This window comes from Mesorhizobium sp. M7A.F.Ca.US.006.01.1.1 (assembly GCF_003997935.1).
In the GTDB taxonomy this organism is placed as follows: Bacteria; Pseudomonadota; Alphaproteobacteria; order Rhizobiales; family Rhizobiaceae; genus Mesorhizobium.
In genome coordinates this window covers 1-15,994 of sequence record NZ_RZQL01000010.1, presented here as the reverse complement: position 1 = coordinate 15,994, position 15,994 = coordinate 1, and the positions used below count along the sequence as shown (strand labels likewise).

13 protein-coding genes are annotated in these 15,994 nt (G+C 63.6%); 10 read left to right on the top strand and 3 right to left on the bottom strand.

Features of this window, described 5'->3' with window-relative positions:
• Positions 1–31 precede the first annotated feature (31 nt).
• Positions 32–1,609, bottom strand: coding sequence for a trimethylamine methyltransferase family protein (locus tag EN943_RS03500; RefSeq protein ID WP_127411521.1), 1,578 nt, complete (start codon positions 1,607–1,609; stop codon positions 32–34).
• Between the two features lie 253 nt (positions 1,610–1,862).
• Here EN943_RS03500 and EN943_RS03495 point away from each other — a divergent pair, with 253 nt between their 5' ends.
• The 8 genes from EN943_RS03495 to EN943_RS03460 all read left to right on the top strand — a co-directional run bounded on the left by EN943_RS03495 (position 1,863) and on the right by EN943_RS03460 (position 11,968).
• Complete coding sequence (locus EN943_RS03495) at positions 1,863–3,038, top strand: MFS transporter (RefSeq protein WP_127411520.1); 1,176 nt, start codon at positions 1,863–1,865, stop codon at positions 3,036–3,038.
• 112 nt (positions 3,039–3,150) lie between these two features.
• A complete protein-coding gene (locus EN943_RS03490; protein ID WP_127411519.1) occupies positions 3,151–4,323 on the top strand; it encodes an MFS transporter in 1,173 nt (390 codons plus the stop codon).
• Positions 4,324–4,393: 70 nt separating this feature from the next.
• Positions 4,394–6,466 (top strand): prolyl oligopeptidase family protein, encoded by a 2,073-nt coding sequence (locus EN943_RS03485; RefSeq protein WP_127411518.1) that lies wholly within the window; start codon positions 4,394–4,396, stop codon positions 6,464–6,466.
• Between the two features lie 70 nt (positions 6,467–6,536).
• Positions 6,537–6,677 (top strand): capsid protein, encoded by a 141-nt coding sequence (locus EN943_RS03480; protein ID WP_081738968.1) that lies wholly within the window; start codon positions 6,537–6,539, stop codon positions 6,675–6,677.
• 47 nt (positions 6,678–6,724) lie between these two features.
• The gene (locus tag EN943_RS03475) at positions 6,725–8,104 is read left to right on the top strand and encodes an aspartate aminotransferase family protein (RefSeq protein ID WP_127411517.1); all 1,380 of its coding nucleotides are present in this window, start codon (positions 6,725–6,727) and stop codon (positions 8,102–8,104) included.
• Between the two features lie 143 nt (positions 8,105–8,247).
• Positions 8,248–8,613, top strand: coding sequence for a hypothetical protein (locus EN943_RS03470; protein ID WP_127411516.1), 366 nt, complete (start codon positions 8,248–8,250; stop codon positions 8,611–8,613).
• A gap of 81 nt (positions 8,614–8,694) precedes the next feature.
• Positions 8,695–9,339, top strand: coding sequence for a cytochrome c oxidase assembly factor Coa1 family protein (locus EN943_RS03465; RefSeq protein WP_127411515.1), 645 nt, complete (start codon positions 8,695–8,697; stop codon positions 9,337–9,339).
• Positions 9,340–9,532: 193 nt separating this feature from the next.
• Positions 9,533–11,968, top strand: a complete 2,436-nt coding sequence (locus EN943_RS03460) for an FAD-dependent oxidoreductase (RefSeq protein WP_127411514.1) — start codon at positions 9,533–9,535, stop codon at positions 11,966–11,968.
• A 330-nt stretch (positions 11,969–12,298) separates the two neighbouring features.
• Here EN943_RS03460 and mmsB read toward each other — a convergent pair whose 3' ends face one another.
• Both mmsB and EN943_RS03450 read right to left on the bottom strand, forming a co-directional pair.
• On the bottom strand, positions 12,299–13,183 hold the full coding sequence (gene mmsB, locus EN943_RS03455) for a 3-hydroxyisobutyrate dehydrogenase (RefSeq protein ID WP_127411513.1): 885 nt from the start codon (positions 13,181–13,183) through the stop codon (positions 12,299–12,301).
• A 25-nt stretch (positions 13,184–13,208) separates the two neighbouring features.
• Positions 13,209–14,375 (bottom strand): isobutyryl-CoA dehydrogenase, encoded by a 1,167-nt coding sequence (locus tag EN943_RS03450; RefSeq protein WP_127411512.1) that lies wholly within the window; start codon positions 14,373–14,375, stop codon positions 13,209–13,211.
• 144 nt (positions 14,376–14,519) lie between these two features.
• Here EN943_RS03450 and EN943_RS03445 point away from each other — a divergent pair, with 144 nt between their 5' ends.
• Positions 14,520–15,134, top strand: a complete 615-nt coding sequence (locus EN943_RS03445; RefSeq protein ID WP_127411511.1) for a dimethylsulfonioproprionate lyase family protein — start codon at positions 14,520–14,522, stop codon at positions 15,132–15,134.
• A partial coding sequence (locus tag EN943_RS03440) for a cobyric acid synthase (protein ID WP_127411510.1) occupies positions 15,134–15,994 on the top strand: 861 nt, incomplete at its 3' end. The genes EN943_RS03445 and EN943_RS03440, both read left to right, overlap by 1 nt.

The window sequence follows — 15,994 nt, the reverse complement described above, 5'->3', positions numbered from 1 at the left end:
GGGGTCGACCGTTCATCAACAACACTGCCGATCAAAAATCGGTCGGCGCGCCGCCTTCGGACCGCCGCTTGGCAACGAAGGCGTTGAGTTCCTCGCGGATGGCCGGGTCCATGTAAGGCTCCTCGTAGGACGCAAGCCGTTCCTTCCAGACCTTGTTGGCCTTTTCGAGCGCCGTCGGCGAGCCGGCTTCCGCCCAGGTCTCGTAATTGCGCCAGTCGGACAGGATCGGCGAGTAGAAGGCGGTCTTGTAGCGGTCCTGCGTGTGCTGGGTGCCGAAGAAATGGCCGCCGGGGCCGACCGACTGGATGGCGTCGAAGCCGAGCGCCTCGTCGGAAAGGTCGAGCGGGGTCAGGAATTCGGCCACCATCTGCACCAGGTCGATGTCCAGGATGGTCTTCTCGTAGGAGCAGCGCAGGCCGCCCTCGAGCCAGCCCGCAGCATGCATCATCAGATTGCCGCCGCCCTGGATAGCGCCCCACAGCGAGAACACGCTTTCATAAGCCGCCTGCGCGTCGACCGTGTTGGCGGCGCAGGTGTTGGAGGTGCGGTAGGGGATGTTGTAGCGGCGGGCAAGCTGGCCGCCGACGAGCTGCGCCTTCATGTATTCCGGCGTGCCGAAGGCCGGTGAGCCGGACTTCATATCGACATTGGAGGTGAAGCCGCCATAGCCGACGGGCGCGCCCTTGCGCACCATCTGGGCGAAGGCGATGCCGGACAGCGCCTCGGCGTTCTGCTGCACCAGCGCGCCGGCGATGGTCACCGGCGCCATGGCACCCGACAGGGTGAACGGCGTCACGACGACGACCTGGCCCTTGCTCGACATCTGGATGATGCCTTCCATCATCGGCACATCGAGTTTCAATGGCGAATTGGTGTTGATGATGGTGAAGACGGATGGTTCCTCCAGCATCTGTTCGTGGCTGATGCCGCGCGCGATCCTGGCGATCTCGATGCCGTCGACATTGCGCTCCTTGCCGAGCGAATAGATGTGGAACACCTTGTCGGTGAGCACGCTGAGATCGCGGATGCATTCGAGGTGGCGGACGGATGGATGGATATCGGTCGGCTCGACCGGGTAGCCGCCTGTGCAGTTCAGGATGTTGTGCATCTGCGCGAGTTTTAAGAAGTTGCGGTAGTCCTGCTGGTTGCCGGGCCGGCGGCCGCGATCGATGTCGGAGCAATTGGGCGCCGACGCCATCATCGAGATGATCACATTGTTGCCGCCGAAGCGGACATTGTGCGCCGGATTGCGGGCATGGATGGTGAACTCCGACGGGCAGTGCGACACCAGTTCGAGGATCATGTCGCTGTCGAAGCGCACCCGCTCGCTGCCTTCGCGCACGTCGGCGCCATGCGCCTTCATGATGCTGCGGGCTTCGTCATGCAGCACGTCGACGCCGATTTCCCTGAGCACGCGCAGGGAGGCGAGGTGGATCGATTCCAGCTCGTCGTCGGAGACCAGCCTGGTCGGCGTCAGCGGGTTCTTCAGCTGGCGAAAAGCCGGCTGCTCGAACGCGGCGGAGCCGCCGGCGCGCTTTCCGGCGCGGCCGCCGCGACGGGCGCGGTCGGTGGTCAATGCCGGTTCCAAGGGTTGTAGGGCGGCGGTCATGATGGTCCTCGTAGGATGCGATAGCGGGCGGCATAATGGACCGGCGGCTGTCCAGCCATTGCGGAGGCGGCGACCACTAGGGCGAGGGAAGCGACATGCCGGAACGGCAGTTGCGCGGCCACGACATCGGCCTGATCCCGCGGCCTCGTTGGCGCAAGCGGATTTCGGCGGCCGGCCCTTCCTTTCCCGGGATCGAACCGATAGCTACTCGGGCTTGCCGGCCTGATGGCTAGCGGTTCATTTGGATAGCAGCATGGTCGCGACCGGCTCGAGCGAAGGCGAAGCGGGAACGCAGTGGGCGGCGCTTGCCGGCGTCACCGCGGCACTTGCCATGTTCGGCGCCGCGCAAGGGCTGAGCTCGCCGCTGTTCACGCTGCTGATGCAGAAACAAGGCATGTCGCCGGCGCTGATCGGCTTGTCGGCGGCGATGATGCCGCTCGGGCTGATCCTTTCGGCTTCCTTCGTGCCGGCGGCGGTACGGCTGGTCGGTGGGCGCAACCTGGCGGTCGGCTGCTCGCTGATCGGCGCGCTCTGCTTCCTGGGCATCGGCTATCTGCAGGATTGGGTGGCGTGGTTCGTCATTCGCTTCATCATCGGCGTGGTCATCAACCCGCTCTACATCCTTGGCGAGGTGTGGGCACTGTCGCTGGCGCCGCCATCGCGGCGCGGCAGGGTGATGGGAGTGTTCAACACGCTGATGGGCGCCGGTTACGCGGCCGGGCCATTCGCGCTGACCCTGCTCGGTACGTCGGGCTGGGCGCCCTTCATGGTCGGCGTCGCCGGTTTCGCGCTCTGCGCGGTGATCCTGCACGCGGTCTCGTCTAAGCTCACCGGTTTCGAGGATGACGACCAGCCTGCCAGCGGCCTTGTCGGCTTTGCCAGGGTGGCGCCTGCGCTGCTGCTTGCCGTGCTTGTCTCGGCGGCGGTTCAGCAGAGCACCTATGCGCTGGTCCCGGTCTTCGGCGCCAGCTATGGCCTGGCGGAAGCCGTTCTGGCCTCGCTGGTGATGGCGCTTTCCCTCGGCAACATCCTGCTGCAGATACCACTCGGCCTTCTGGCGGAGCGTTTTGGCGGCCGCGCCATGATCATCGTCTGCGCGCTGGCAACAACCGTTTGCGCGCTTTTGCTGCCTCTGCTGATCACAACGCCGTCGATCTGGGTCGTGCTGCTGGTGATGGGCGCGGTCGGTTACGGCGTCTACACCATGGCATTGGTCGAACTCGGCAGCCGGTTCAAGGGCTCTGTGCTGGTCGCCGGCAACGCTGCCTTTGCACTGATGTGGGGCGTCGGTGGCATCGTCGGCCCACCCGGTGCCGGCCTGCTCATGCAAGGCATCGGCCCGCTCGGGCTGCCGCTCGTGATCGCCGGCCTCGACGCGGTGCTGGTGATGTTCGCGCTGTATCGGTCGTCCGTGCGCCGAGCTTCCTGACAGGCCCAGCCTCATGACAGGCATTGTCTGGAGCAAACTGTTTTCGCCTGCCAAGGGCTTACCACCACGTTGCTCAATCGCTAATCCTGCAGCCTCGATAGCGGTGCGCACAATGAATTTGGTTGAATCGAACAAGGACGAGACGATGCAATGGGCGGCGATCACCGGTGTGATCGCGACCGTGTCGGTGTTCGCCATCGCGCAAGGGTTGTCCTATCCGCTGCTGAGTTTCATCCTGCAGCGCCAGGGCGTTTCGCCGGCGATGATCGGCCTGTCGGCGGCCATGACGCCGATTGGGTTCATCCTGTCGTCACCATTGATCCCGACGCTGGCGCGGCGGTTCGGGGCAGGGCGCACGGCGCTCACCTGTGCGGCCCTTTCGGCTGTCGTGCTGGCTCTGATCGGCTGGACGCAAAATGTCTATTTGTGGTTTCCCCTGCGCTTCCTGATCGGCGTGGTGACCAATCCGCTCTATGTGCTGAGCGAGATCTGGGTCATCGCGCTGGCGCCGCCGGCCCGGCGAGGGCGCGTCATGGGTGTCTATTCGACGATCATCTCGGCCGGTTTCGCGGCCGGGCCACTGTGCCTGCTTGCAGTCGGCACTGAGGGCTGGCCGCCCTTCCTCGTCGGCATCTCCGCCTTCGTGCTGTGCGGCATCTGCCTGGGCTTGGTGCTGCCGCGTTTGCCCAAGGTCGACGAGGCCGGGCATCAGGTTTCCGTCCTGGGTTTCGTGCCGCTGGCGTGGCTGCTTTTGTTTGCCGTCATAGTCGCCGCCGGCTTCGAACAGGGCGCGCTGGCGTTGCTGCCGGTCTATGGCACCCATCACGGCATCACCGAAACCCGCATGTCGGCGCTGCTGTCGGTGATGATCGCCGGCAACATCGCCATGCAGGTGCCGCTCGGCCTTTTGGCGGAAAGGCTTTCCGCGCGCCTGGTGCGGCTCGCCTGCGTCGCGATCACGGTGCTCGGCTGCGTCCTGCTTCCGCTTCTCATCGAGTCGCCGCTCATCTGGCCAATGGTCTTTATCTGGGGCGCGGTTTCCTACGGCATCTACACGATGTCGATCATCGAGCTCGGCGAACGCTTCACCGGCTCCGCACTGGTTGCCGGTAATGCGGCCTTTTCCTTGATGTGGGGCGTCGGCGGCATCGCCGTGCCGCCGCTGGCGGGCGGCGCAATGGATATTCTGGGTGCCGGCGGGCTGCCGATCACACTCGGCCTGATGTGCGTGGCGCTGGCGGCTGCGAGCGTCGTTGGCCGGCGGAAAGCTTCAATTGTCGGTTGAACATATTGAATATCGAACACCTTATATCGATGTTGGGAGTGCCAAAGGCGACACGTTTATCGGAGACCTCATGACCAAGCCTGCCACCCAGACGCCGAATTCCGCCCCCACCACCGACGATCCCTTCCTCTGGCTGGAGGACAGGACGGCCAAGCAGTCATTGGACTGGGTGCATCGTCAGAACGAGATCACAGTTGGCGAATTGCAGAGTGATCCGTCCTATCAGGCGTCGTTCCAGACAGCGCTCGACCTGATGACGGCCGAGGACAACATCGCGGTCGGCGCGGCAACAGCCGGTCATGTCTACAATTTCTGGCAGGACAAGACTAATGTGCTCGGCCTCTGGCGCCGCACGACCGTCGCTTCCTACAAGACCGAGAAGCCGGAATGGGAAACGATCATCGACTTCGACCAGCTTGCGGCGAAGGAGGGGATAAAATGGGTTTTTGGCGGCGCAAGCCGACTCTATCCAGACTTCAATCTCTGCCTTGTCTCAATGTCGCCCGATGGCGGCGACGCCAGCGAGATGCGCGAATTCGACATCGCGGCGAAGTCGTTTGTCGAGGGCGGGTTTCGTGCACCCGCTTCCAAGTCGGGTTTCAGCTGGCTGGATAAGGACACCGTCATCGTTTCGGCCGCTTTCGACGAGGCCGACAAGACCGAGTCCGGCTATCCGCGTGTCATCAAGCTGTGGAGGCGCGGCTCCAAGCTGGAAGACGCGACGCCGATTTTCGAGGCTCAGAAAGAGGACCTCGCTGTGGGCGCAGCCGTCGAGTTCGACGGCGACAGGCGCTATCTGGTCCTGGCCCGGACGCTCAATTTCTTTGCCTCGCACATCTTCCTGCGGCTGTCGTCCGGCGAGAACAGACGTCTGCCGCTGCCTGATGACATGACCGACACTGCGATCTTCAGGGATCAGCTCGTCTTCGGCGTGCGCAGCCCGTGGACCGCGCCGGACGGCACATTGTGCAAGCCCGACGGCCTCTATTCGCTGGACCTGGCGCGCTGGGTCGAGACCGGCGCGCTCGGACCTGTCGAAACCTTGTTCGAGCCGGCATATCGCGTGTCCATCGCCGGCATTGCCCGTACGCGGGACCGGCTGTTCATCAGCCTGATGGACAATGTGCGCGGCAAGGTCGTCGTCTGCGAGCGCAGGGATGGCAGATGGTCGCTGAAACCGGTCGCGCTGCCCGAAAACGGCAATGTCGGCATCAGCCACGCCGAGCATTTCGGCTCGACCGTTTCCTTCTCCTTCACCGATTTCCTGACCCCGAGCTCGATCATCTGGTCGGACGACAATGGCGAGACGCTCGCAACCGTGAAGTCGCAGCCGGCGCGTTTCGATGCTGCGCCGCTGATCTCGGAACAGTTCGAGGCACGCTCCAAGGACGGGACGATGATCCCTTATTTCGTCGTCAGGCGGCGCGACCAGAAGGGCCCGGTGCCGACGCTGCTTTACGGCTATGGCGGTTTCGAAGTGCCGCTGCTGCCCGGCTATGCCGGCGTGCGCGGCAGGCTATGGCTGGAAAAGGGCAATGCCTATGTGCAGGCCTGCATCCGCGGCGGCGGCGAGTTCGGCCCGGCCTGGCATCAAGCGGCGCTCAAGGGCAATCGCCAAAACGGATTCGATGATTTCGCAGCGGTCGCGCAGGACGTCGTCAAGCGCGGCATCGCGACAGCAAGCTCACTCGGCATCCAGGGTGGTTCGAATGGCGGCTTGCTGACCGGCGTTTCCTTGACGCAGCATCCCGAACTTTTCGGCGCCGTCATCATCGAGGTGCCGCTGCTCGACATGCTGCATTACGTCGAATTGCCGCCTGGCGCCTCGTGGATGGCCGAATATGGCGATCCGTCGAAACCCGAAGACGCGAAGTGGCTTTCAGCCTACTCGCCCTACCAGCATGTCGACGCCGCTGCCGCCTATCCGCCGGTGCTGCTCACCACATCGACCGCTGACGATCGGGTCCATCCCGGCCATGCGCGCAAGATGGCCGCCCGCCTGCAGGAAGCCGGCCATGCCAGGACGCTGTTCTTCGAGGAGACCGAGGGCGGTCATGGCGGGCGTGGCGACCGCCGGCCGCAGGCGGCGCAGACGGCGATGAAATATGTCTTCCTGCAGAGGGCGCTGGGCGGGACGGCATAACCGGCAGACCAAGCGTTGCCGGCGCAAAGGGTGGTTCACCTCGACCATCCTTTGCTCTAAGGTGCCAGCCATGGCTCTCGTCAGGATGTTGGTTGACGCATTTGAGGCTCGCGCGCTGCGGGTGGCGGTGACACCGTCACCGCGTACGCTGCGCGCCGAGCTTTTGCGGCTGTGTGCCCGCATCGGCTATTCGCCACCTCTGTGCCTCTGAAGCATTCGCCCCGGCTTGCCGGATAGAATCCAGAGGGAAGATCAGACATGACCTATCAGAATTATTCGCTGAAGCAGCTTCAGCAGATCGACGCCGCGTATCATCTGCATCCGTTCACCGACCACAAGGAAATGCGCGGGGCCGGGTCGCGCATCATCACCCATGCCAACGGCCCTTTCATCTACGATTCCGAGGGGGCTGAAATCCTCGACGGCATGGCCGGGCTGTGGTGCGTCAACATCGGCTATGGCCGCGACGAGCTGGCCGAGGCCGCCTATGCCCAGATGAAGGAGCTGCCTTATTACAACTCCTTCTTCAAATGCTCGACGCCGACGCCAGTGCTGCTGTCCAAGAAGCTGGCGGAGATCGCGCCGAAGCACGTCAACCAGGTGTTTTATGGTTCGTCGGGCTCGGAGGCCAACGACACGGCACTGCGTCTCGTGCGCCACTATTGGGTGCTGGAAGGCCAGCCGGAGAAGAACCGCATCATCTCGCGCAAGATGGCCTATCACGGCTCGACCGTTGCCGGCACCTCGCTCGGCGGCATGGATGGTATGCACAAGCAGCTCAACGGGGCGGTGCCCAACATCGTCCATGTGATGATGCCCTACGCCTATGAACTGGCGCTGCCTGGCGAGAGCGATCATGATTTCGGCCTGCGCGCGGCCGGGGCTGTCGAGGAGGCGATCCTCGAAGCCGGCGCCGACAAGGTTGCCGCGTTTATCGGCGAGCCGGTCATGGGGGCGGGCGGCGTGAAGATACCGCCGGCTAGCTACTGGCCGGAAGTGCAGCGCATCTGCCGCAAATACAATGTCCTGCTGATGCTGGACGAGGTCATCACCGGCTATGGCCGCACCGGCGAATGGTTCGCCGCCCAGACGCTGGGCATCGAGCCCGACACGATCACCACCGCCAAAGCGCTGACATCGGGCTACCAACCGCTGTCGGCGTTGCTGGTCGGCGACCGCATCGCCTCGACGCTGGTCGAGAAGGGCGGCGAGTTCAACCATGGCTACACCTATTCCGGGCACCCGGTGGCCTGCGCCGTGGCGCTGAAGAACCTCGAGATCATCGAGCGCGAAGGGCTAGTCGACCGCGTCCGGAACGACACCGGCCCTTACCTCGCCAAGGCGTTGCAGGAGCGCATTGCCGGACATGATCTGGTCGGCGAGGTGCGTTCGATCGGACTGATGGGCGCGATCGAGATCGTCAAGGACAAGGCGACCAAGGAGCGGTTCCTTCCGGCTGGAGGTGCGGCGGTAACCGTGCGGGATCATGCCATCGCGAATGGCATGATGCTGCGCGCCACCGGCGACACGATGATCCTGTCGCCGCCGCTGATCTGGACCCGTGATACGATCGATATGGCCTGCGACCGCATCTCGAAGGCGCTGGATCTGGCGCAAGCCGATCTTCGCAAGCGGTAGAACTCGACCCCAAGGCTGAGCGCTCCTCGGCGGGAGCGCCCAGCCTTGAGACCATGCTGAAGCGGGGGAGGGAACGAATTCCATCACAAGCGCGTAGTGTGTGGGGCAGCGGCTGATTCGGCCGCGACAAGGGGTTTGTTTCCATGAGAAAGACCGGCAAGAGCCGACGGACGCAAGAAGCGGCCAGCATCGGCGGCGACCTGATGCTGGCGCCGCTGGTGGCGATGATGCGGCTGCCGTTGATGGCCATGGATCGCGGGAGCAGCCAGCCATGGAGCACGGAGACCGCGCGTGCGGTCAACGAGAAGACCGCCGCTATGGCCGAAGGCGCGTTTGCGGCACAAATGTCTTTCCTGCAATCGGCATCGCGGTTCTGGCCGGAAGTCTTTTCCGGCCGCACGCCATCGCTGTTCAACGGTGTCGCGGCGGAGCGCTCGATCAGCGCCGCGCTGAAGCCGGCAAGCCGTGCCGTGAAAGCGAATTTTCGGCGGCTGTCCAACAAGACCTGACCGAGGTTGCAGAACTTTGATTTTGCGCATCGAGGAGCGCATGCGCTAGAATCAGTCGGTACGTTACCGATGGGGGATACGATGGCCGGACAACCGCTCAACCAGCCGGCTGAAATTCCAGCCGAACTCGACCGCTGGAACTGGGGCGCCTTCTTCCTCAACTGGATCTGGGGTATCGGCAACAGCACCTTCATCGCGCTGCTGGCGCTGATCCCGGTCGTCAACATCGTCATGATCATCGTGCTGGGCGCGCGCGGCAGCCGCTGGGCGTGGCGGAACCGCGCCTGGCGTGATGCGGAACAGTTCCGCAAGACGCAGCGCAATTGGGCAATCGCCGGCCTTGCCGTCTGGGTGGTCGGGATCGGCGGCTGCGCGACAATGGTGGGCAGCATTCCCTACGTCCTGAAAGGCAGCGATGCCTATCATATGACGATGGAAAGACTTCGCGCCGACGACCGCGTCAAGGCGGCGTTGGGTGATGATTTGACCGACAGTTTCTGGGTCGGCGGCCATCTCAACGTCAATGCGAATGGGACCGGCGACGCCCAGTTCGGCATTCCGCTCCACGGCGCCAAGGGCAAAGGCACGGCATATTCGACCGCTGTCCGGACAGCCGGCACATGGAGCCTGCGCCTGCTGGTCGTCAGGGTCGAGGGAGCCGATGCACCGATCGTGCTGATCAACGAAGATCACGTCCCGATCCCGAATGCGGCAATCGGAATATAGCAGGGCAAAACGCAAGATCGCAGCCTAGACGCGGGTGCGGCAGCTGACTGTTCGGCCGACTTTGTGGCCCAACAGTCGGGTGACCACTGCTGCGTTCCAGACAAGGAAATATGCTGAAAAACCGGATGCTGTCTGACAGTATGCGCGTACGTCCAGGTGGGCTGGTGGCAATTTCAGACAAGGGCACGCGCATATGGTGAGTTCCTTTCGTGCGGTCGTGATCGGTGGCGGCTGTGTGGGTGCCGGCATTCTCTACGGCTTGGCAAAGCGCGGCTGGACCGATGTGGCATTGCTGGAGCGAACACAGCTTACGGCCGGGTCGACATGGCATGCCGCGGGGCTCATCCCCTCTTACGCGCGCAGCCGCAATGTCGGCCGCATGATCGCCAGGTCGATCGAGATCTATGAAGGTCTGGAGGCGGAGACGGGCCAGAACGTCGGCTGGCACAAATGCGGGCAACTGCGCATTGCCAACACGCGCGACAGGCTGGACGAGTACAGAAGCTATATGGACGTTGCCGAGGTCCAGGGTGTGCGGGCCCGGATCGTATCGCCCGCTGAGGCGCGAGAGATCTGGCCGCTGCTCGACAACAACAGCATGCTGGGCGCCCTCTATCATCCCGATGACGGCCACATTGCACCCGCCGATGTCACCCAGGCGATGGCCAAGGGAGCACGCGACCTCGGCGCGAAGATCCATCTTGATACCGAGGTCGTGGGTTTCGAGCGCATGCCGAGCGGCGAGTGGAGGGTCAAGACCTCACGCGGTGACATCGTCTGTGAACACGTCATTCTTGCAACCGGCAATTACGCACGCCAGACAGGCGCCATGCTGGGCCTGGACATTCCCGCGATCCCGATCCTGCATCAGTACTGGATCACCGAGGCGGTTCCCGAAATTGTGGAACGCAAACGGCTTGGTCTTCCGGAGATGCCCATCCTCAGGGACGAGGGTTACGAGGGTTATCTGCGCGAAGAGGGGGACGGGCTGATGTTCGGTCCCTATGAGCGCACCGAACAGCTCAAGCTGTTCGCCGAAAACGGCGTCCCGGAATGGTTCGGCGCCGATCTGCTCGATGAAGACTTCGACGCCGTCTCCTGGAACTGGGAGCGCGCGACCGAACTGGTCCCCGCGCTCGGACGCGCTGGCATCAAGCGGAATGTGCGAGGACCTTTCCAGATGACGGCCGATGAGTTGCCGCTGATGGGGCAGGCGTGGGGCCTGGAGAATGTCTGGCTCGCCGAAGGGGTGCCTGGGGGCATCCTTTGGGGCGGTGCGATTGGCTATTACCTCTCCGAACGGATCGTCGAGGGCGGCAACAGCATCGACACGGCGGAGCTGGATCCCCGCAGGTTCGGCCAGTATGCCAACAAGAACTGGACCCGGGCAAAGGTCCGGGAGGCCTGGGGCACCCACGCCGCGCAGCACTATCCAGGCCAGGACATGCCGGCGGCGCGACCGCAGAAAACGGCCCCTTCCTATGACCGTCTAAGCCAGCTTGGCGCGGTATGGGATGTGTTGAACGGCTGGGAGATGCCGAGCTGGTTTGCGCCTGCCGGTGTCGAAGCGCGCAATGTCTACAGCTGGCGCTGGACCGCCAAAGGGAACCACGTCGCCGCAGAGGTCCAGGCTGTCCGCCAGGCCGCAGGGCTGGTCGAGATGACCCCCATGACCAAGCTCGAGGTCAGCGGTCCGGGCGCAAGGGACTGGCTCGACGGAATCCTGGCCAACAGACTGCCGCGTCCCGGTCGTGTCGCTCTTGCCCATCACCTGACGCCGACCGGCGGCGTGCAGGCCGAGTATGTGGTGGCGCGGCTGCAGAGCGACCTGTTCTACCTCATATCGACGCCGCGCGCCGAGCGCTGGAACCTTGACGATCTCGGCCGGCTGTTGCCGAAGGACGGCAGCGTGCATCTGCGCAACGTCACGGAGGATCGCGGCAGCTTCACGTTGGTTGGGCCGAAGGCGCGCGACATATTGCAGCCGCTGACGGAGATCGACCTCTCCAACGAGGCCTTCCCTTGGTTCAGCGTGCAATCCGGCACCGTCGGCATGGCCAGCGACGTGCGGCTGCTGCGCGTCAACTACTCCGGCGAACTGGGATGGGAACTCTATCATCCGCTCTGCTATCAGCGGCATTTGCTGGATGCGCTCCTGGCATCGGGAGAGGCACACGGGCTGAAGCTGGTCGGACTTCAAGCGCTGGAATCGCTTCGTCTCGATAAATCTTACCGCGCTATGTATCGCGACATGAACCCCGAATTGTCAGCCTGGGAAAGCGGCCTCGACCGATTCATCAGCCTCGACAAAGGGGACTTCATCGGCCGCGCGGCACTGGTCGCAAAACAGCAGCAGGTGACACGCCGGATCGCCACGCTGTCGATCGATACGGATGGCGCGAGCGCGTTCGCCTTCGAGTGCGTTTACCGCGAAGGCGCGCTCGTCGGTCACGTCACTTCGGCAGGCTACTCCTACACTTTTGGTCATGACGTAGCGCTCGCGCTGCTGCCGCTGGATCTTGGATTGCCCGGTACCGAGCTCGAGGTTTCGATCCTCGGCGAGCGCTGCGCGGCCAAGGTGATCGCCGACTCGCCCTATGATCCGGAAGGCGCCCGTGGGCGCATGTGAGCCATCCCGGCGCACAGTTTCCGGGTTTATCGATGTCTCAAAGCGCGCTGCAGGGCAAAACGCAAAAACCGCGCTCCATCGGGAACGCGGCTTTGCCAGATACGCATGGCGCTTCGCTACGCAAACACTTTGCGAAACTTATAGCACTTGTCGAAACTTACGGGCTCCGGTACGCGAGACCTGATCCGGAGCGCCGGGCGGATGAGATATGTCCGCCTCGCAGTCCGTTTTATAGGGACATCGTTACCGCGGAGTTATCGAGAGCTTAAGCAAATCTAAATTTGCATTTTTTCCACCGAAGGAAATCGGAAAACCCGCCAAATCTGTGGGTTACGCTGGGTTACCCCTGAGAAAATTAATTATGCCGGAGAAATCGACGCCGCCATGTCCCTGCGCGTTGAACAAGGCATAGAGCTGGGCTGCTTCGGCACCGAGCGGCGTTACAGCACCCGCACCTTGCGCGGCTTCCTGGGACAATTTCAGGTCTTTCAGCATCAAGGCGGCTGCAAATCCTGGGTGGTAGTCCCTGTTTGCGGGCGAAGTCGGCACCGGCCCGGGCACCGGGCAGTAGGTGGTCAAGGACCAGCACTGGCCGGAGGAGGTCGAGGCGACGTCGAACAGCGCCTGATGCGACAGGCCGAGTTTTTCGGCCAGGACGAAGGCTTCGGCGACACCGATCATCGAAATGCCGAGGATCATGTTGTTGCAGATCTTTGCCGCCTGGCCGGCGCCGTCGCCGCCGCAATGGACGATGCGGCCGGCCATCGCCTTCAGGATCGGCTCGCCAGTTGCAAAGGCGTCATCGGAGCCTCCGGCCATGAAGGTCAGCGTGCCGGCTGCGGCACCGCCGGTGCCGCCTGAGACCGGTGCATCGATCGACAGCAGGCCGTGTCTGGCGGCAATGGCGTGCGCCTTACGCGCCGATTCGACATCGATGGTCGAGGAATCGATGAATAGTGCGCCCTTTTTCGCCTTGGGCGCTATGTCCTCATAGACCGACAGCACATGCTTGCCCGCAGGCAGCATGGTGATCACCATTTCGGCATCCTTCACCGCGGCCAAGGCATTCGCCATGATCGTCACGCCATGTTCTTTGGCGACGGTGAGGTTCTCCAGCATGAGGTCGAAACCGTTCACCGTATGCCCCGCCTTGACCAGATTGGCGGCCATCGGATTGCCCATGTTCCCGAGGCCGATGAAGGCGATCGTCGTCATTGTCTCTCTCCCGATTTTTGTAACGTCAGCGGCCGATCAGCGCTCGCGCGATGATAACGCGCATGATCTCGTTGGTGCCTTCGAGGATCTGGTGCACGCGCAGGTCCCGCACCAGTTTCTCGATGCCGTAGTCGTGCAGGTAGCCGTAGCCGCCGAGCAGCTGCAGCGCATCGTTGGCGACATTGAAGCCGGTGTCGGTGACGAAGCGCTTGGCCATCGCCGACCATTTGCCGGCATCCGGCGCCTTGCGGTCGAGTTTCGAGGCGGCGGCATAAAGGAAAATACGCGCCGCCTGCAGCTCGGTCTCCATGTCGGCCAGCCTGAATTGCAGCGCCTGGAACTGGTTGATCTTCGAGCCGAAGGCCTTGCGCTCGGCGGTGTAGGAAAGCGCCTTGTCGAGCGCCGACTGCGCGCCGCCCAGCGAACAGGCGGCGATGTTCAGCCGGCCGCCGTCGAGCCCGGCCATGGCAATTCCGAAGCCCGCGCCTTCGCCGGACAAAAGGTTCTCCGCCGGCACTTTGCAATCCTCGAAGATGACCTGGCGGGTGGACTGCATGTGCCAGCCCATCTTGTGCTCGTTGGCGCCGAAGGAAAGACCTGGCGCGTCTTTCGGCACGATGATGGTGGAAATGCCTTTCGGCCCATCGGCGCCGGTGCGCACCATGACGGCGTAGACATCGCTGTCGCCGGCACCGGAGATGAACTGCTTGGTGCCGTTGAGGACATAGTCGTCGCCGCTCTTCACCGCACGCGTTTTCAGCGCCGCGGCGTCGGAGCCGGAGCCGGGCTCGGTCAGGCAGTAGCTCGCCAGCCATTCCATCGACGTGAGCTTCGGCAGGAAGCGCTGGCGCTGTTCGTCATTGCCGAAACGGTCGATCATTGAGGCCACCATGTTGTGGATCGAGATGAAGGACGAAAAGGCCGGATCGGCATGCGACAGCGCCTCGAAGATCAGCACGGCGTCGAGCCGGCCAAGTGCCGAGCCACCGACATCGTCGCTGACATAGATGCCGCCGAGGCCGAGCGGCCCGGTCTCGCGGATCACGTCGGCCGGGAAATGCTTGTTGCGGTCCCAATCGAGCGCATTCGGCGCGACTCGGTCGGCGGCGAAGGCCTGCGCCATCTCCTGGATGGCGCGCTGCTCCTCGTTGAGTTCGAATTGGCTGGTGCTCGCATCGACCGCGGCGTCCATGGCGTGCTCCCTGTGTGCTGGCCAGCTAGCTCGCTGGCCTGTCGTTTTTGGCTTTGCGCGCGCACCAATCTAGACCAATGATGCCGCCGCGCAACCCGACGCTCTGCGGAGCGGCTGTGCATCAATGCATGTCCGGAGCAAGATGTGACGACAAAATTCGATGAACTGCTGGGCCGGCTCCACGCATACCTTGCGTCCGTGGATCACGCCCTGGTGCGCGATGCCGTGACGCGGATCAGCTGGGACATGCCGGCTCGCACGCTGGAGCCGCATCCGCTCGCCTGCCTGCGCCATCTCGATCGCGCCGCCGAACTGGCGCTGCCAGATGCCAAGCCTCTGGTGCAACTGCTTGCCGAACGGCGCAACGATTTCCGCTGGGGGCAGACCTATGGCGAGGCGGATTTCGGAAAAGAGTTCATCGACAATTACGGCTGGCTGGAAGTGTTCGGCACGCGAGGCCACTTCGCCAATGACGAGACCGCCGCCGGCCTGCTGATCCTTGGGCCGGATATCGTCTATCCCGACCACCATCATGTTGCGGAGGAAATCTACATTCCGCTGACCGGCGGTACCGAATGGCGCATGGGCGAAAGCGGCTTTTGCATGCGTACGGCCGGCGAGGTCGTTCACCACGCTTCCAACGTCAATCACGCCATGCACACCAGCAAGGAGCCGTTGCTGGCGCTGTACATCTGGCGCGGCGGGCCGCTGGCGCAGAAATCCGACATTGCCGGAACCGTGGCGCAGGGCAGGGGCTGATGGCCAAAGCGATCATGCTGCAAGGCACGGGTTCCGATGTCGGCAAGACAGTGCTGGTCGCCGGCCTGTGCCGTGCGGCAAAGAAGCGTGGGTTGAAGGTGCGGCCGTTTAAGCCGCAGAACATGTCGAACAATGCCGCCGTCGCCGACATTCCGGGCGACGACAATGCCGGCGGCGGTGAAATCGGCCGCGCGCAATGGCTGCAGGCGATCGCTTGCGGCGTGGCGCCATCGGTCCACATGAACCCGGTTCTGCTGAAGCCGCAGACCGATGTCGGCGCGCAGGTCATCGTGCAGGGCAAAATGTTCGGCGAAGCGCGGGCGCGCGACTACCAGGCGATGAAGGGCCGGCTGATGGATGCCGTGCTGGACTCCTGGGGCAAGGTCGGCGAGGGCGCCGATCTGGTCATCGTCGAGGGCGCCGGCTCGCCGGCTGAGATCAACCTTCGCAGCCGCGACATCGCCAATATGGGCTTTGCCACGCGCGCCGATGTGCCCGTGGTGCTGGTCGGCGACATCGATCGCGGCGGCGTCATCGCGTCCGTGGCCGGCACGCATCTGATCCTGCCAGAGGAGGACCGGCGCATGATCGTCGGCTACCTCATCAACAAGTTCCGCGGCGACGTTTCGCTGTTCGACGACGGCATAAGGTCGATCGAGACATTCACGGGATGGCGCTGTTTCGGTGTCGTTCCGTGGCTGAAGGCGGCGGCACGCCTGCCTTCGGAAGATTCGGTGGTGCTGGAACGGCTGGCGTCCGGCGAAGCGCGCGCGCTGAAGGTGGCGGTGCCGATGCTTGGCCGCATCGCCAATTTCGACGATCTTGACCCGCTCAAGGCCGAGCCGCAGGTCGAGGTGGTG

Bases quoted from the DNA above. Each gene is read 5' to 3' on its own strand.
- EN943_RS03460 (WP_127411514.1), top strand. From the start codon at position 9,533: ATGGTGAGTTCCTTTCGTGCGGTCGTGATCGGTGGCGGCTGTGTGGGT.
- EN943_RS03500 (WP_127411521.1), bottom strand. From the start codon at position 1,609: ATGACCGCCGCCCTACAACCCTTGGAACCGGCATTGACCACCGACCGC.
- mmsB (WP_127411513.1), bottom strand. From the start codon at position 13,183: ATGACGACGATCGCCTTCATCGGCCTCGGGAACATGGGCAATCCGATG.
- EN943_RS03470 (WP_127411516.1), top strand. From the start codon at position 8,248: ATGAGAAAGACCGGCAAGAGCCGACGGACGCAAGAAGCGGCCAGCATC.
- EN943_RS03465 (WP_127411515.1), top strand. From the start codon at position 8,695: ATGGCCGGACAACCGCTCAACCAGCCGGCTGAAATTCCAGCCGAACTC.
- EN943_RS03450 (WP_127411512.1), bottom strand. From the start codon at position 14,375: ATGGACGCCGCGGTCGATGCGAGCACCAGCCAATTCGAACTCAACGAG.
- EN943_RS03495 (WP_127411520.1), top strand. From the start codon at position 1,863: ATGGTCGCGACCGGCTCGAGCGAAGGCGAAGCGGGAACGCAGTGGGCG.
- EN943_RS03485 (WP_127411518.1), top strand. From the start codon at position 4,394: ATGACCAAGCCTGCCACCCAGACGCCGAATTCCGCCCCCACCACCGAC.
- EN943_RS03490 (WP_127411519.1), top strand. From the start codon at position 3,151: ATGAATTTGGTTGAATCGAACAAGGACGAGACGATGCAATGGGCGGCG.
- EN943_RS03480 (WP_081738968.1), top strand. From the start codon at position 6,537: ATGGCTCTCGTCAGGATGTTGGTTGACGCATTTGAGGCTCGCGCGCTG.
- EN943_RS03475 (WP_127411517.1), top strand. From the start codon at position 6,725: ATGACCTATCAGAATTATTCGCTGAAGCAGCTTCAGCAGATCGACGCC.